The organism is Rhizobium sp. 268, assembly GCF_036571585.1.
Lineage (GTDB): Bacteria > Pseudomonadota > Alphaproteobacteria > Rhizobiales > Rhizobiaceae > Rhizobium > Rhizobium redzepovicii.
The window spans coordinates 206,471-222,402 of the sequence record NZ_JAPPSO010000012.1 but is presented as its reverse complement, the minus strand read 5'-3'; the positions used below and the strand labels follow the sequence as shown (position 1 = coordinate 222,402).

Here is a 15,932-nt window from a genome sequence, read left to right as displayed (position 1 = left end):
ACCTATCTCGGCGGCTTTTGAAGCGATACCGCTCAATCCGGTCGTAATGTCTTGCCGGATGCCGCATCGAAAAGATGAAGCTTTCCTGGCCGAGCAGCGATCGTCGCGACCTGCCCCGGTTTAAACTCGTGACGGTCGGACAGCACCGCGACAAGCTCGCCGGTCCCGTAGCGCAGGAAAACCATCGTCTCATGGCCGGTAGGTTCGGTGACGCTGACGGTCGTGTCGAGGCCGCTTGGGCTGAGCGACAGGTGCTCGGGCCGCACGCCGAGAAGCACGGCCTGCCCTTCGGACGCCTGCGGGTTAAAACCGAGCGCGATCTCGTCGCCGGTCTCGGTGACGAAGATCGCACCATCGGCCTTGTAGCGGCCTTTCAGCAGATTCATCGACGGTGAGCCGATAAAGGCCGCAACGAATGTATTGCGGGGACGATCGTAGAGTTCCAGCGGCGTGCCAATCTGTTCGACCTTGCCGCCCTGCATGACCACGATCTTGTCGGCCATGGTCATCGCTTCGACCTGATCGTGGGTGACATAGATCGTCGTGGTTCTCAATCGCTGGTGCAGTTCCTTGATCTCCTTGCGCATCTGCACGCGCAGCTTGGCGTCGAGGTTCGACAAGGGCTCGTCGAACAGGAAAACCTGCGGTGACCGGACAATGGCGCGTCCCATCGCCACGCGCTGGCGCTGGCCGCCCGAAAGCTGGCGCGGATAGCGGTCGAGATAGGGCACGAGGTCAAGCGTTTCGGCCGCCGCCTGCAGCCGCTGCTTGATGATATCGGCAGGCTGTTTCTGCAGACGGAGCGCAAAGACCATGTTTTCGGCAACGGTTTTGTGCGGATAGAGCGCATAGCTCTGAAAGACCATGGCGATGTCGCGATCCTTCGGCGGCAGATTGTTGACGACCTTTCCGCCGATCGAGATGGTGCCGCCGGTGATGCTTTCGAGCCCCGCGACCATGCGCAGCAATGTCGATTTGCCGCAACCGGACGGGCCGACGAGCACCACAAATTCGCCGTCGCGAATGTCGATATCAACGCCATGCAGGATATTTACGGCGCCATAGGCCTTGCGCGCCTCCGAAATATTGACCTCAGCCATGTGCCTCCCCACTCGCTTTCCAGCTCCCCCGGCGGTTCCGGGAGATATGCATCTCTCGACAAAATCCAAGGCATGAGGCTTGGCGAAACGCACCCTGCCGCTGCTCGTACATGCTGTCAGACCTCCTCCATGAAACGTTTCATTTCATGTTGACTTTTGCCGCTTGCCGTCTAATTCTCGCTGGCGAGGCCGAGAGGAGCGGTTTCGAACATCAATATGAAACGTTTCATTTTTTTGTTTACCAGATAGTTCTGCACGAGACCAGTGCGAAAATCGGACCGGAGCCAATCCGGAAAGACGGGCTGGCGGCAGCGCAAAAACGTGGAGGAGGAAAGTATGAAAGTCGAAATATACGATGCATTGATGCGCCGTCAGGCAAGTCGCCGCGACGTCCTGCGCGGAACTGCGAGTGCTGCGGCTCTGCTCGGTCTATCGGGCGCGATGGGCGGAATTCCCGGCATGGCGATTGCCGCCGCCGACGATCTGCGCGCCCAGATCCTGCAGATCCCGGGCGTCGGCAAGGGCTCGCCGACGGATGCGGACTGGCAGAAGGTCGGCGAACTCTGCCTCGGTCCGACCAAGGCCAACGTCAAGCAGGGCGAATTTGCCGGTGTCGAGCTGACCTTCATGGGGCTCAACAATCAAAACCTGCACAACTTCCTGTTCCGCGGCTTCCTGAAGCCCTGGGAGGCTTATACCGGCGCCAAGATCAACTGGATCGACCTTGCGCAAGCCGACTACAATGCCCGCCTTCAGCAGTCGATCGCGACCGGCACGGTCGATTTCGACATTCTGGAAATGGGCGCTCCGTTCGAAGGCGATACTGCCGGACGCGGACTGCTGGACGAGATGCCGGACTGGGCTGCAAAGCAGATCGAGGCCGACGACCTGGTGAGTTACCTGAAGCCGCCGGTCGGCACCTGGGGCGGCAAGACCTATCGCGTCACGATCGACGGCGACTGCCACACCTTCGCCTATCGCAAGGATTACTTCGGAGAGGGCTCCATCAGCGGGATGGCCGAGCCGCCGAAGACCTGGCAGGAGGTCAACGCGGCCTCCAAGGCGCTGATCGGCAAGACCGATCCTCTGACCGGCCAGCCGGCCTATGGCTATCTCGACCCGCTGAAGGGCTGGGGTGGTTTCGGCTTCTATTTCATCGAGAACCGCGCGACGGCCTATGCCAAATATCCCGGCGATCCGGCCTGGCTGTTCGATCCCGAAAACATGAAGCCGCTGGTCAATAACCCCGCATGGGTCCAGGCGATCCAGGACGTCCTGGATCTGATCGCGGCCAAGGCCTATCCGGCCGATCAGATCAATGCCGACCCCGGCACCACGGCCTTCTCGCAGTTCCTGGCGGGCACCGGCGCCATGCTGATGTGGTGGGGCGACGTCGGGTCCGGCGCGCGCACTTCGGACTCGTCGGTCGTCGGCGATGTGGTCGGCTTCGGCATCAACCGCGGCTCCAACCGGGTTTACAACCGTAAGACCGGGCAGTGGGAAGACAAGTATAACGAAGCGCCCAATATGGCCTATCTCGGCTGGGGCATCTATGTCACCAAGCAGGTCTCCGGCGACGAGAAGAAGCGAAAGGCGGCCTGGTCCGCCGCCGCCCATCTTGGCGGCAAGGATCTGTCCTTGTGGACGTCGGCCTATCCCTCCGGTTTCCAGCCTTACCGCCAGTCCAACTTCAACTACGACGAATGGGAAAAGGCAGGTTACGACCGCGCCTATATCGAGGACTACCTGGGTTCGAACGCGGACAGCTACAACCACCCGAACGCCGCCATCGAACCGCGCATTCCCGGTATCTTCCAATATTATTCCGTCGCCGAGGACGAATTGGCTAAGGGCTTTGCCGGACAGTACAAGTCGGCGCAGGAGACCGCGGATGCGATTGCGGCCGCCTGGGAAAAGATCACCGACCAGATCGGCCGCGACAGCCAGCTGAAACTCTATCGGGCGAGCCTCGGGCTCTGATCGTTTGACACCAATACGCCGGCGGACCGGAAGCGGTTCGCCGGCGCCCATTCTGTCCGGGCGAGGAAAATCATGTCGACAGTCGAAGGCGACCTGCTCCACACGGTCGAAGCCGGCTCCATTTCCGCGAGCCGTCGTTTCTGGGGCCGCACGGCTCTATGGCTGAGCGCCATATGGTTCATAACATCCTTTGTCTTGCAGGGGGCGCATGAACTCGGCTGGACCGATTGGGGTTTTGCGAACTGGCGGCCGGTTCTTTATGCCTATTTTCTCTGGGCCGCCGTTCTTTGCGTCACGCGCGTCGTCATCTACGGCGAGCCGGGCAAGAAGGCGCTTTTTGTTCTGCCTGCCGCGCTTTTCGTCGTGTCGATGGTGGTCTTCCCGCTGCTCTTCGCGCTCTGGATCGGCTTTTCCGACTGGAACCTCGCCTCCTCGACCGGTCGGCGCTTCAATGGGCTCGACAATGTGCGCCGGATGATCGCCGATCCGTTCTATGCTAATGCCCTGCTGAACATGGTCCTTTACTGCCTGGCGATCGTGGTCGAATATGCAATCGCGTTCGGGTTGGCGCTGCTCCTCAACCAGGAAATTATCGCCCGAAAATTCTGGCGGGTCACCTTCCTCATCCCTTTGATGCTGTCGCCGGTCGCGGTGAGCTGGATGGTCGGCAAATCGATGCTGGAGACCCGTTTCGGCCCGATCGCGCGCTTCGCCCGCTGGCTCGGCTGGGAAAACCCGTCCTTCTTCGGCGATCCGCTGACGGCGAAGCTGTCGATCATGATCATGGATGCCTGGACCTTCATTCCCTTCATGATGATCATGCTGCTTGCCGGATTGCAGGGCTTGTCCAGGGAGGTGCTGGAGGCGGCCGAAGTCGATGGGGCTACCAAATGGCAGCGCTTCTGGAAGGTCACTTTCCCGCTCATGCTGCCGGTTTCGGTGACGGCGGTGATGATCCGCGTGATCTTCAAGCTCAAGCTCGCCGACATCATCATCACGGTGACGTCGGGAGGCCCGGGCGGCGCGACCGACTCCGTTACCAGTTTCATCTATCGTGAATACCGCGACCGGTCGAATGTCGGGTACGGTACCTTGCTCGCGCTCGTCTATCTGGTGATCATCGTCTTCGGGATGACAATGCTGATGAAGATCGCAGACCGTATCGTGAAGCGGATGACAGGAAGGCTCTGATGGTTCGCATCGATTTCGAAAAATACGGGCGAGCTCAGCGCATTCGCTGGTGGGCGATGCGCCTGGCCGTCTACGGGCTGCTCGTCACCTGGGCGTGTGTCTGCATCTTCCCGCTGTTCTGGACGGTTTCGACCTCGTTCAAAACGGCTGCCGATGTCATGCGCGGCAATCTGGTCCCCTGGTTCAATTTTACGCCCAATTGGCTCGGCTGGCGCTCGCTCGGGCTCTCTCCCGATACGATCTCCCAGGTATCGACGGTGCGCGATGAATTTATGCGCCGGCTCTGGAACAGCGTCATCATCTCCGTGACCGCATCCGCGCTTGCGGTCGTGCTCGGATCGCTGGCCGCCTACGGCCTCAGCCGCTTTTCCTACAAGTTCGGCCATATGCGCAATTCCGACATTTCCTTTTTCTTCCTGTCGCAGCTGATCATGCCGCCGGTCGTCCTCGCCCTGCCGTTCCTGGTTCTCTATAAGGAGCTGGCGCTGCTCGACACTTATGCCGGCATGATCGCCGTCTATACGCTGATGGTGCTGCCGATCGTCGTCTGGATCATGCGCGACCAGTTCGCCACGATCCCGGTAGAACTCGAGGAGGCAGCCCTGGTCGATGGCCTGTCGATCTGGGGCGCCTTTGCCCGCATCATCGTGCCGCTCGTTCTGCCGGGCATGGTGGCCGCCTTCCTGTTGGCGCTGATCCTGTGCTGGAACGAATATTTCTTCGCCGCACTGCTGACCTCCACCAATACCAACACGCTGCCGGTGATGATTGCCAGCCAGACAGGCAGCCAGGGCATCAACTGGTGGTCGATGGCTGCCCTTTCCACCGCCGGCATCCTGCCGCTTGTCGTCGTCGGCGTCGTCCTGGAAAAGCACATCATCGCCGGGATGACCGCGGGCGCCGTCAAGTAGCTGCGGGATGTCAAAAATGTCAAAGATGCCGACAGTCAAGGATGTTGCCGAATATGCAGGCGTCTCTGTCGGCACCGTTTCGCGTGTGCTGTCGGGCGAAACCGCGGTCAAACCCATGCTGCGGGAAAAGGTCAACGACGCTATTTCAGCGCTCGGTTACCGCCCGAACGTCACCGCGAGAGCGCTGCGCACCAGCAGAACCGACGTCATCGGCCTCATCGTTCCCGACATCACCAATCCGTTCTTCGCCCAACTTGCGGCAAGCGTCGAGCGTGCGGCGCTGGAGCGTGCGCATAGCCTTATGCTGGCAAGCTCGCATGACGACCGCGAGGCGGAGCAGAGCCACGTTTCAGCCTTCCTCCATCGGTCGGTGCGCGGCATCATCGTCGTGGCTTCGAGCGACGGTTCGGGCCTCCAGCTGCCGGCATCGGTGCCGATCATCTCGCTGGACCGGCGCTTCGGCACATTTCCTCTGGTGTCGACCAACCATGCGCAGGCAGCCGCGCTGATTGCCGACCATCTCTACGGACTGGGGCACCGACGCATCGCCTATATTGCCGGACCGGCCGATACCGAGGCGGGGCGCATGCGCAAGGAAGGCTTCGTCGGCCGCTTGGAGGAGTTCGGCAAGACCGGCGAACCCGTTGAACTGGAAATTGCCTATGGCAGGTTCGACTACGAGTCCGGGGAAAGAATTGCCCGTGACCTGCTTTCGCGCCCGCCACAGGACCGGCCGACGGCGATTGCGGCTGCCAGCGATCAGCAGGCCATCGGCGCGCTGCGCACAGCGCGCGACCTGAAGATCGACGTGCCGCGCAAACTGTCGGTGACAGGGTTTGACGATATATCGCTCGCCAATCTTGTCGTTCCCAGGCTGACGACCATACGCCAGCCGGCCGACATGCTGGCCCGGCGTGCGGTCGGCCTTCTCTTGGCGGAACCGCCGGTCGCGGAGGACGAAATGGTCGACGGATCGCTGATCGTGCGCGGTTCGAGCGGCCCAAGCCCGCAGTCCAAGGCGGAAAGCGCCGGCCATACGAATTGAAGCAGGCCGGTGCTCCGGCAACGAAAGGATGGAAGATCGATGCTCAAGGGAATTCGGGCCGAACTCAACGGCGACATTCTTCAAGCACTTTGCAATATGGGACACGGCGACTATCTCGTCATCTCAGACATGAATTTTCCGTCGGATTCGATTGCCCGGCAGACTCGCCTGGGGACGCTGCTGACCATGGAAAACATTCCCGCGCCGCAGGCAATCGATGCGATCCTTTCGGTCTTGCCGCTGGACACGCCGATCCAGCCATCGGTGGGTCGCATGGAAGTGATCGGCAAGCCGGATGAAATTCCCCCGATTCAGCAGGAAGTCCAGGCGATCGTCGATCGTGCCGAGGGCAAGCCATCGCCGATGTATCCCGTCGAACGCATGGCCTTCTACGAAATCGCCAAAAAGGCCTATTGCGTCATCGCAACGGGGGAATTGCGCTTCTACGGATGCTTCCTTCTGACCAAGGGCGTCATTCCGGCGGATGAGGCTCTGAGATGAGCAAGAAAAGCGGGATTGTCATCCTCGGCATTTTTGCAGCCGACACCGCCTATAAAGCAAAACGCCTGCCCCATATTGCCGAGACGTTGATGGGATCGGGTTTCACGCTCGGGCCGGGAGGCAAGGGTTCCAACCAGGCGATCGCCGCGGCAAAGGCCGGCGGCAAGGTGACCTTCATTTCACGGGTAGGCAACGACCCGTTCGGCGAGATGGCTCTTGCGGCCTATGCGGCGGCGGGTGTCAAAGCCAATGTGATGAAAATGGACGGCGTTTCCAGTGGTGCTGCCTTCATCTTCGTCGACGAAGTGAGCGGCGACAATGCCATCATTGTCGTGCCGGGCGCCGCGGGCCTTATCGGCATCGAAGATGTCGATGCGAACCGGGCGGCGATCGAAAGCGCTCAGATTTTCATGACGCAGCTCGAACAGCCGCTCGAGGCCGCCTTGCACGGTCTCTCGATGGCGAAAAGGGCAGGGGTCACGACGGTCTTCAACCCCGCGCCGGCGCGCGCCATCCCGGATGAGATCTACGGCCTGTGCGATTTCATCGTACCCAATGAGGTGGAAGCCGCCGAATTGGTGGGGCATGCAATCACAACCGATGAGCAGGTCCGTGCGGCGGGCCGCACCCTGCTGGATCGAGGAGCGCGGGCGGCGGTCATCACCCTTGGCGGACGCGGCGCGTATTATCACACCGTTGATCAGAGCCAATTCGTCCCTGCATTCTCGGCAGGAAATGTCATCGACACCACCGGGGCGGGGGACGCCTTTCTCGGCGGTTTCGCGACGGCGATTTCCGAAGGACAAACACCGATCGAGGCCGTCCGTTTCGGCTCTGCGACCGCTGCAATCGCCGTAACCCGGCCGGGCACCGCCCCCGCCATGCCGTCGCGCGCCGAGATCAACGCCTTGATGGCCTCCTCATGATTGAACACCGCAAGGTGCGCTTGATGGTCGGCGGCGAAAAACCAGAGTTGCCTGCGAAATTTGCCAATCGGTGAACTGCAGAAGTTGAAATCCTGCATACTTTATGTATGCAGAAAGGGCCCCGTAAAGTCGGCCGAGGAGAAGCGCAGCATGACGATGACCACCTTGACGATTGTCGACTTGCATAGCCGTATTGAAGCCATCTTCCGCAAGGCCGGCCTCAACACCTTGCAGGCCGGTGCGCTTGCCCGCGTCATCGTTGCCGGTGAGCGCGACGCCTGCAAATCGCACGGCATCTACCGTATCGAGGGCGCGCTGCGCACAGTCAAATCAGGCAAGGTGAAGCCGGACGCCGTGCCGGAACTGGATCTCAACGAAGGTTCCGCCATCGTCAAGGTCAATGCAAAAGGCGGCTTTGCCAATGCGGCCTTCGAACTCGGTCTGCCGGCGCTGGCCGAACGCACCCGCAGGCTCGGCATTGCCGCCCTCGTCATCAACGATTGCAGCCACTTCTCAGCGCTCTGGCCGGAGGTGGAGGCGGTGACCAAAGAGGGTCTTGCGGGCCTCGTTATGTGCCCGAGCTATGCGACCGTCGCGCCTGCCGGCGGCAACAAGCCGCTGCTCGGTACAAACCCCTTCGCCTTCGGCTGGCCGCGCAACGACACTTCGCCCTACGTCTTCGACTTTGCGACCTCCGTCGCTGCCCGAGGAGAAATCGAGTTGCACCGCCGCGCCGGCAAGCAGCTTCCCGAGGGCTGGGCGATCGATGCCGACGGTAATCCGACGACCGATCCGGAAGCCGCCCTTGCAGGCGCCATGCTGCCCTTCGGCGGACACAAGGGATCGGCCATCGGCACGATGATCGAACTTCTCGCCGGTATCATGATCGGCGACCTCACCAGCCCTGAGGTGCTCGACTATCTCGGCACGACGACACTCGCCCCGTTCCATGGCGAACTCATCATTGCGATGTCGCCGCAAGCCTTTGCCGCCGGCCGCCCCGGCGATCCCTTCGCCCGTGCCGAGCTGCTCTTCGAAGCGATCGTCGGCAGCGGCGCCCGCCTGCCGTCGCAACGCCGCTTTGCCGCCCGCCGGAAGTCCGAGATGGAAGGTATCGTACTGACGGCAGTCGAGTTGGAACTGCTTGATCGCCTTTTCGACAAAAGTCTCGACGCGTTCTCGTGACGACTGCATCTTTCTCGCTGGTTTACAAATGACAAGCCCTCCGAATGAACTGAACCCGAAAGTTGGACATCAACCGTCGGGGATCAGTTCAGAGAGGAGGGCCGTCAACTCAAACCGATGGATTATGCAGAGGCTTTATATGTCTGCACGGCGCCCGGCAGCTTGCTCCACTCGGCGTACCAGGTGTCAAACAGCTTCAACTGGGCTTCGACATAGCCGCGCTGGCTCTCGGAGAGCACATCCGTCTCGTTGAAGTGCAGCGTGTATTCCTTGTCGCCCTTCAGCACCATCATGTGCTTGAAGTAGAGAACTAGGTCCGGGCCCTCGTCGAAGGAGGAGAGAACGGCAAGCGCCGATTCCAGTTCCAGGGCGCGCTGGCGGGCATCCGGATCGCCGGCGGCCGCGCCCTGTGCGAGGTTGCACATGTGGATGACTTCCTTCGGCAACACGCAGCCGATGCCGGTGATCGCGCCGACGGCGCCGCAGTTGACAAAGCCGTGGAAGACGCAGGTGTCGACGCCGATCATCAGCGAGACGTCATCGTCGCGGCTGGTGATGTTTTCGGCCGCGTAGCGCATGTCGGCCGCGCCGCCGAATTCCTTGAAGCCGACGAGGTTCTTGTGTTCCTGGCGCAGCGCGAAGAACAGATCGGCGCGGGTGGCAAAGCCGTAATAGGGGCTGTTGTAGATGACGGCCGGCAGGTTCGAGGCAGCCGAAAGGATCGCCTTGAAGTGGTTCTTCTGGGCGGCAACGACTGTGCCGCGCGACAGGACGCGTGGGATCACCATAAGGCCCTGGGCACCGACCTTTTGGGCGTGCGCGGCGTGCGCGACGGCAGAGGCGGTGTTGACGGCGCCGGTGCCGACGATGACCGGAATGCCAGCCTGCACCAGACGCTCCACGCCCTGCATGCGCTGCCCATCCGTCAGCAGCGGCCAGTCACCCATCGAGCCGCAATAGACGACGGCGGACATGCCTTTTTCGATCAATTCCTTGCCCTTGCGCACCAGTGCGTCGAAGTCTGGCGTGCGGTCGTCCGTGCAGGGCGTCATCAGGGCGGGAATGACGCCGGAAAAAATTGTGGCCTTCATGTCGATCTCCTTCAGCGCTGGGCGAGGCTTGATCGGCAAAGGTCGCCGACCTGTTCACGGATGGAAATAACATCCTGTGTTCTTTTTGTCGACAAGAAAAATACAAGATCTGTTATAGTGCTATGTCGAGCTTGCCGTTGCGGCTGAAAAGCTTCTGCACCTGGGCGACGATCTGTTCGGCGTGAACCTTGCCCAGGCGATCGGCCTCCTCGACATCGCGTGCCTCGATCGCGGCAATGATCTCAGCATGTTCATCGACGAACTGCCGGGGGAAAAGTTCATCGTAGGACTGGTAATAAAGCCGGAGAATCCGCCGGCCTTCATCGAGCAGCCGGCGAAAAAGGCCGGTGAAATAGGGGTTGCGCCCGGCCTCGGCGATGGCGGCGTGGAAGGCGGCGTTGGTCGCGATCATCGCCAGCGTGTCGCGCGCTTCGATTGCCGCCGAATAGTCCTCGTGGAAGCGACGGATAGAGGGCAGGTCCTCGGGGCGATGGTTCTGTGCCGCAAGGCGCGTCGTCACCCGGTACATGAGGACGAGGGCGTCGAAGAAGGTGCTGAGATTGAGAAAGTCGATGTTCGACACCATGGTCGAGCGGTTCGGCAGCGTTTCTATCAACCCGTCACCGGCGAGGCGCACCAGCGCTTCGCGGATCGGTGTCCGCGACATCTTGAACCGCTCCGCCAACTGCACTTCGTCGATCGGGCTGCCGGGGGCGAGCTTGAGGTCGAGTATCTCATCGCGCAGCAGGTCGTAGACCATTTTCACGCCGGAGCCGCGTTTGCGTTCGGGATGAGAACCGGGGTCGATGTCGCGCATAAAAACTCCTCTTGTCGACACGACAAATACAATGGGTTTCAAGCTGCAGCAAACCGCGGGGAGATGCCAGGGAAAGGGCGACCTTCGATAAGCGTGCGATAAGCTTAATTTACAATGTTATAACATAACAAAATTGCATAAGTTCTGTTATGGAACAGGAGCTTTTGCCTGCCATGCCTCTCCATGTTGGTCGCCAATCGGCTGAGACAGCAGGGCCATCGGCTGCGGTATCGGCGCTGCCCGCAACATTGATTGTGGATGGGCCGGTTTGAAGAGCCCATTTCGCTCGCGCCCCTTGGACGCGTGCTCCATATTCTATTGCTTACGGCCAGGTGACAACGACCGCACGATTATCGGTCAGCCCGCACCTGTTACACGATCTTATCGCAACACGATTCTGCATTCATGGCTTATCGTTTCGTCCACACGGCCGATCTCCATCTCGATTCTCCCCTGCGGTCGCTGGCGCTTCGCAACGCCGATCTGGCCGATCTCGTGAGCGACGCCAGCCGGCAGGCGCTGGTGGCGATCGTTGACCTGTGCCTTGAGGAACAGGTCGATGCGCTCGTCATCGCCGGCGATCTCTATGACGGCGAGCAGACGTCGATGAAGACGGCGCGCTTCCTGGCAAGCCAGCTGGAACGGCTGCACCGAGCGGGGATTCATGTCTTCAAGATTCGCGGCAATCACGATGCAATGTCGAAGATCGCCAGGGAACTGGTAATGCCCGATACGGTGAAGATCTTCGGCGGCCATGCCGAGATCGTGGAGGTGACGAAAGGCAGCCTGTCCGTTGCGATCCACGGCATGAGCTTCGCCAAGCCGCACGCGCCGGACCCCCTTCTGCCGAAATTCAAGCCGGCGGTGGCGGGTGCGGTTAACATCGGTATTATGCACACGAGCCTCGCCGGATCGGCCGGCCATGACGTCTATGCGCCCTGCAACGTGCTCGACCTTCACGCCTCGGGGTTCGACTACTGGGCGCTCGGCCATCTCCACCAGCGCAGCCAGCATCCCGGCGCGGCGACGATCATCATGCCCGGCATGCCGCAGGGCCGCGACATCAATGAGTCGGGCGTCAAGACCGTATCGCTGGTGACCGTGGCGGACGACCGGACCGTGACGGTCGAGGAGCGGCGCACCAGCGTCGCGCAGTTCGAGCGCGTCGATGTCGACCTCACGGGTGTCGATGATTGGCGCGATGCGGCCATGGCGGTCGAAGCGGCACTGACGGCACAACGCGACCGCACGGCCTCGCCGCATCTCGTCGCCCGCCTCAGGCTTTCCGGCCGCACGCCGCTCTCCTGGCAGCTTCGCCGCGATGTCGACCTCATGCAGGCGGAAGCCGAGCAGCGCGGCGATCTGATCGGCCGGACCTGGATCGAGAAGCTGGAGCTCGCCTTCGAAGCGCCCTCGACCCTTGCAGACGCCTCCGCTGCCGATCCCATCGTGGGGCTGGCTGCGCTGATGCGGGACGAGGTCATCTCCCGTAGCGGGTTTCGCGACGATATCAGGGAGATGGTTCGGGACCTGCTCGCCGACCTGCCGGCCGAGAGCCGAGTATTCGCCGGCCATGACGAGGCGGGCTTCGAATGCTTCATCGACAACATTCTCGCCAACGGCGCCGACGACATCGCCGCCCGAATGAAGGCCGCGGACCGGGGAGAAAGCTGATGCGCCTGCGCCGCCTCGACCTCACCCGCTATGGCAAATTCACCGACCACTCGATCGATTTCGGTCCGGCCCTTCCGGGCTCGCCCGACCTGCACATCGTCTACGGCCTCAACGAAGCGGGCAAGTCGACCACCTTTGCCGCCTATCTCGATCTGCTTTACGGCATAGGCGAGCGCAGCACCTACAATTTCCTGCATCCTTACAACACGATGAAGGTTGGCGCGCGGCTGGAATTCGATGATGCGGAATACGAGCTGGCGCGGCTCAAGCTTCGGACCGGCAGCCTCGTAGACGATCGGGGGCAAGCCGTGAACGAGGCGCTGCTCGCCGGCGCGCTCGGCGGCATCGGCCGCGAGGCCTACCGTACCATGTTCTCGCTCGACGACCAGTCGCTCAAGGACGGCGGCAATGCCATCATTCAAAGCAAGGGCGAGCTCGGCGAGTTGCTGTTCTCGGCAAGCTCCGGCCTCGCAGGCCTCAGCCGTTCGCTGGTAACGGCCGCCGACGAAGCCAATGGGATCTACAAGAGGCGGTCGTCCAGCACGAAGCTCGCCGAACTTAAACGCGCGCTCGAAGCGCTGAAGGCCGAGCGCAACGCCATCGACACGCTTGCCTCCACCTATTCTGCCCTGAAATCGACCCACGAGCAGGCCGAGGCCGCCTATGCCGGGACCACGCGGGAACTGGCCGAGGCCAAGGCCCGGCATCAGGAACTCACACGCCTTCTCGGTGCCCTGCCCGCGGCGCTAGAGCTCAGGCGGCTGGACACCGATGCAGCCGGCATGGGCGATCTGCCGCGGCCGCCATCCGAATGGTTCGCGCTGCTGCCGCAGCTATCCCGCGATGAGACGCGGCTGCAGGCGCTTGTCGAAACCGTTGACCGCACGCTGCGCCAGCTTGCCGACGAGATCGAGGCGATCGCGATCGACGACAAGGCGCTGGCGGTCGCCGCCCATATGGACCTGCTGGATCAGGGCCGGGCGCGTTATCTCGCGGCTGAGAGCGACCTGCCGAAACGCCGGCTGGCGCTGGCCGAACAGGAAGGTGTGCTGGTACGGCTGCTTGCCGATCTCGAGCAGCCGGGCAATGCGACGCCCGAGGCACTGCTGCTGCCCGCCTCGCTGATCGGCACCATCCGCGACCTCATCGAACGGCGTTCCGGCGTCGAGGCGAAACTGGCTGCCGCGGGGCGCGAGCTGGTGCGGGCGCGCGAAAATCTCGAAAGGCTGAGCAAGGAAGACGGCTCGCATAACGGAGCCGCGGTGCTCGATCCGGCGCGGCTTGGCCGCATCGAGGCCGCTCTCAGCCGGCTAACCGGGTCCGATCTCGCAGTGCGGCTCACCATGGAAGAACGTTCCCTTGTCCAGGCGAAGCGAATGCAGGCAAGCCAGTTTGCCCAGCTCGCGCCCTGGACCGGCGACGCCGCGGCCTTGCAATTGACGAGCGCGGCGGAGCCTCGGCAGATCGAAACCTGGCGTGGCCAGGCGACCGCTATCGACAAGCGGATCGGGGATCACGAGGCGCGACGGCGCGATCTCGGCACCGAACAGGCGCTGACCAGAGCCCGGATCGCCGCCTTCGTCGCCGGCGGTTCGATAGACGATGCCGAGGCCGTGAGGCTGCGCGACGAACGCGATGCCGCCTGGCAGGTCCATCTCACCAGCCTGAATGCCGCCACTGCCCGGGCATTCGAGGAGCGGATGCGGAAGGACGACGTGGTGTCCGCCGGCCGGCTGTCGCGGGCGCAGGAGCTGGCGGAGCTGCGCCAGCTCCGCCAGACGGAAGCGGCAACGGCAGCGGCGATCGAACGGCAACGGGAACTGCTCGCCGAGGCGCGCGCCGAACATGAGGCGCTTGCCGAACGCATACGTGGTCTGCTGCCTGGCACCATCGAATATGACGCCGAAGCTTCAGCGCTTATTGCGACACTCGAGACCTGGAGCACCAAGCGGGCCGCGGCGCTGGCCGCCTGGGGCGATCTCCAGCGAGCCGAAGAGACGGTGGACGCGCTTCGCGGCGAACTGGACGGGCATACCGCGACGCTTTCGGCCAGTCTTGCGGATGCTGGTCTTGGTGACGCAAACCATCTGCCGGTCACCGAGCTGATGCAGACAGCAAATGAGATGCTTGCCGCCGGCAAAGCCGAGTGGGCGGCGCGGCAGGCGCATGAGAAGGCCATCGACGATCTCAGCCACGATCTCAGGGAACGGGAGCGCGACCGGCAGGAGGCGGAAGCCACTATAGCGGCCTGGGATCGGGAATGGGCGGGCGCGCTGTCACGAAGCTGGTTTGCCGACAAGGCCGGCTCGATAGCCGCCGTCCGCGCCATGCTGAACGCGCTTGGCACACTGCCCGCCATCCTGAAGGAACGGGATGACCTCGCCAGCCGCGTTGCCGCGATGGAACGCGACCAGGAGCAATTCCGCGGGGATATTGCCGGTCTTTTCGCAGACTGCGGCCTCAGCCGGTTGGCGGCGGATACGCTCGCCTCCGCCAATGCGCTCGTCGAACGCCACGAGGCGGCGCGGCATGCAGCGCAACTTCGGGCAGACCGGCAGGCGGATCTCGAAAAACACTTGGAGAAACAACGGGCGTTGGAGGAAGAACTGGCCGTTCACAATGCCCGCAGGAACGAATTGACCAGCTATTTCGGCACGGACTCGCTTGCCTCAGTCGACGCATTCCTGAGCCAGGCCCGAGAGCGCGACCGGCTGGAGCAGCGGGCTGCCACCTTGCGCGGTCAGATCACCGAAGCATTGCGCGCGACGAGTTTTTCCGAGGCCGAACGGCGCCTTGCCGATGTCGACTCCGATGCCGTCGAGCGCGATGCAATGGAGCTTGCCGCCCGGATCGAAGATCTCACCGAACGGGCGAAGCTTCTCTATTCCGACGTGTCGCTGGCATGGCAGAAGCTCGAGGCCGTCGGCGGGGACGACGCGGTGGCCCGTATCGAGGCCAAACGCCGAACCATCTTCCTCGAGATCGAGGAACTGGCCGTGCGGCATCTGACGCTGCGCGCCGGCACGCTCGCGGCCGAACAGGCGCTGCACATCTATCGCGAAAAACATCGCAGCTCGATGATGAACCGCGCATCGGAAGCCTTTCACCTGATCACCGGCGGCAACTATTCCGGCCTGACGACGCAGCCCGACCGGGACAGGGAAATACTGATCGGCGTATCACGTGATGGCGGCTCGAAACTTGCAGACGCGATGTCGACGGGCACGCAGTTCCAGCTCTACCTGGCGCTGCGGCTGGCGGGTTATGAGGAATTCGCAGCGCTTCGCCGACCCGTGCCCTTCGTCGCCGACGATATTATGGAGAGCTTCGACAATCCTCGCTCCGAAGAGGTTTTCCGCCTACTCGGCGACATGGCAAAGGTAGGACAGGTCATCTACCTCACGCATCACTGGCATCTCTGCGAGATCGCACGGGATGTCGTTCCGAACGTGACCATCCACCAACTGCCATGATTGGCCGCAAGATATGTCGCCCGCCGCATAGGTGCTTA

At 62.3% G+C, this 15,932-nt stretch carries 12 protein-coding genes; 9 read left to right on the top strand and 3 right to left on the bottom strand.

Annotation, left to right across the window (positions count from 1 at the left end; genetic code table 11):
* Positions 1–32 precede the first annotated feature (32 nt).
* Complete coding sequence (locus tag OS035_RS23855; RefSeq protein WP_097627942.1) at positions 33–1,100, bottom strand: ABC transporter ATP-binding protein; 1,068 nt, start codon at positions 1,098–1,100, stop codon at positions 33–35.
* 336 nt (positions 1,101–1,436) lie between these two features.
* Between OS035_RS23855 and OS035_RS23850 the strand changes: the two genes are divergently transcribed.
* From OS035_RS23850 to OS035_RS23820, 7 genes are all read left to right on the top strand, one after another.
* Complete coding sequence (locus OS035_RS23850; protein WP_183781283.1) at positions 1,437–3,080, top strand: extracellular solute-binding protein; 1,644 nt, start codon at positions 1,437–1,439, stop codon at positions 3,078–3,080.
* Positions 3,081–3,152: 72 nt separating this feature from the next.
* The gene (locus OS035_RS23845) at positions 3,153–4,271 is read left to right on the top strand and encodes a carbohydrate ABC transporter permease (protein WP_183781280.1); all 1,119 of its coding nucleotides are present in this window, start codon (positions 3,153–3,155) and stop codon (positions 4,269–4,271) included.
* Positions 4,271–5,182, top strand: a complete 912-nt coding sequence (locus tag OS035_RS23840) for a carbohydrate ABC transporter permease (RefSeq protein WP_088936811.1) — start codon at positions 4,271–4,273, stop codon at positions 5,180–5,182. The genes OS035_RS23845 and OS035_RS23840 overlap by 1 nt, the downstream gene beginning before the upstream one ends.
* 16 nt (positions 5,183–5,198) lie before the next feature.
* The gene (locus OS035_RS23835) at positions 5,199–6,227 is read left to right on the top strand and encodes a LacI family DNA-binding transcriptional regulator (RefSeq protein ID WP_097627939.1); all 1,029 of its coding nucleotides are present in this window, start codon (positions 5,199–5,201) and stop codon (positions 6,225–6,227) included.
* 39 nt (positions 6,228–6,266) lie between these two features.
* A complete protein-coding gene (locus OS035_RS23830; protein ID WP_097627938.1) occupies positions 6,267–6,728 on the top strand; it encodes an RbsD/FucU family protein in 462 nt (153 codons plus the stop codon).
* Positions 6,725–7,654 carry a ribokinase gene (rbsK, locus tag OS035_RS23825; protein WP_097627937.1) on the top strand — a complete coding sequence of 310 codons (930 nt, stop codon included), beginning with the start codon at positions 6,725–6,727 and terminating at the stop codon, positions 7,652–7,654. Before OS035_RS23830 ends, rbsK begins: the two co-directional genes overlap by 4 nt.
* A 150-nt stretch (positions 7,655–7,804) precedes the next feature.
* Positions 7,805–8,839, top strand: a complete 1,035-nt coding sequence (locus OS035_RS23820) for an Ldh family oxidoreductase (RefSeq protein WP_097627936.1) — start codon at positions 7,805–7,807, stop codon at positions 8,837–8,839.
* A 122-nt stretch (positions 8,840–8,961) separates the two neighbouring features.
* Here the strand turns inward: OS035_RS23820 and OS035_RS23815 are convergent, their stop codons facing one another.
* The gene (locus OS035_RS23815) at positions 8,962–9,930 is read right to left on the bottom strand and encodes a dihydrodipicolinate synthase family protein (protein ID WP_097627968.1); all 969 of its coding nucleotides are present in this window, start codon (positions 9,928–9,930) and stop codon (positions 8,962–8,964) included.
* Positions 9,931–10,042: 112 nt separating this feature from the next.
* Positions 10,043–10,747: a GntR family transcriptional regulator gene (locus OS035_RS23810; RefSeq protein WP_097627935.1), complete on the bottom strand. Its 705-nt coding sequence runs from the start codon at positions 10,745–10,747 to the stop codon at positions 10,043–10,045.
* Positions 10,748–11,152: 405 nt separating this feature from the next.
* On the opposite strand from OS035_RS23810, the gene OS035_RS23805 reads away from it, so the two are divergent.
* Together OS035_RS23805 and OS035_RS23800 are read left to right on the top strand one after the other, a co-directional pair.
* The gene (locus OS035_RS23805) at positions 11,153–12,421 is read left to right on the top strand and encodes a metallophosphoesterase family protein (RefSeq protein ID WP_097627934.1); all 1,269 of its coding nucleotides are present in this window, start codon (positions 11,153–11,155) and stop codon (positions 12,419–12,421) included.
* The gene (locus tag OS035_RS23800; protein ID WP_331814116.1) at positions 12,421–15,894 is read left to right on the top strand and encodes an ATP-binding protein; all 3,474 of its coding nucleotides are present in this window, start codon (positions 12,421–12,423) and stop codon (positions 15,892–15,894) included. Before OS035_RS23805 ends, OS035_RS23800 begins: the two co-directional genes overlap by 1 nt.
* The last annotated feature ends 38 nt before the right edge of the window (positions 15,895–15,932 follow it).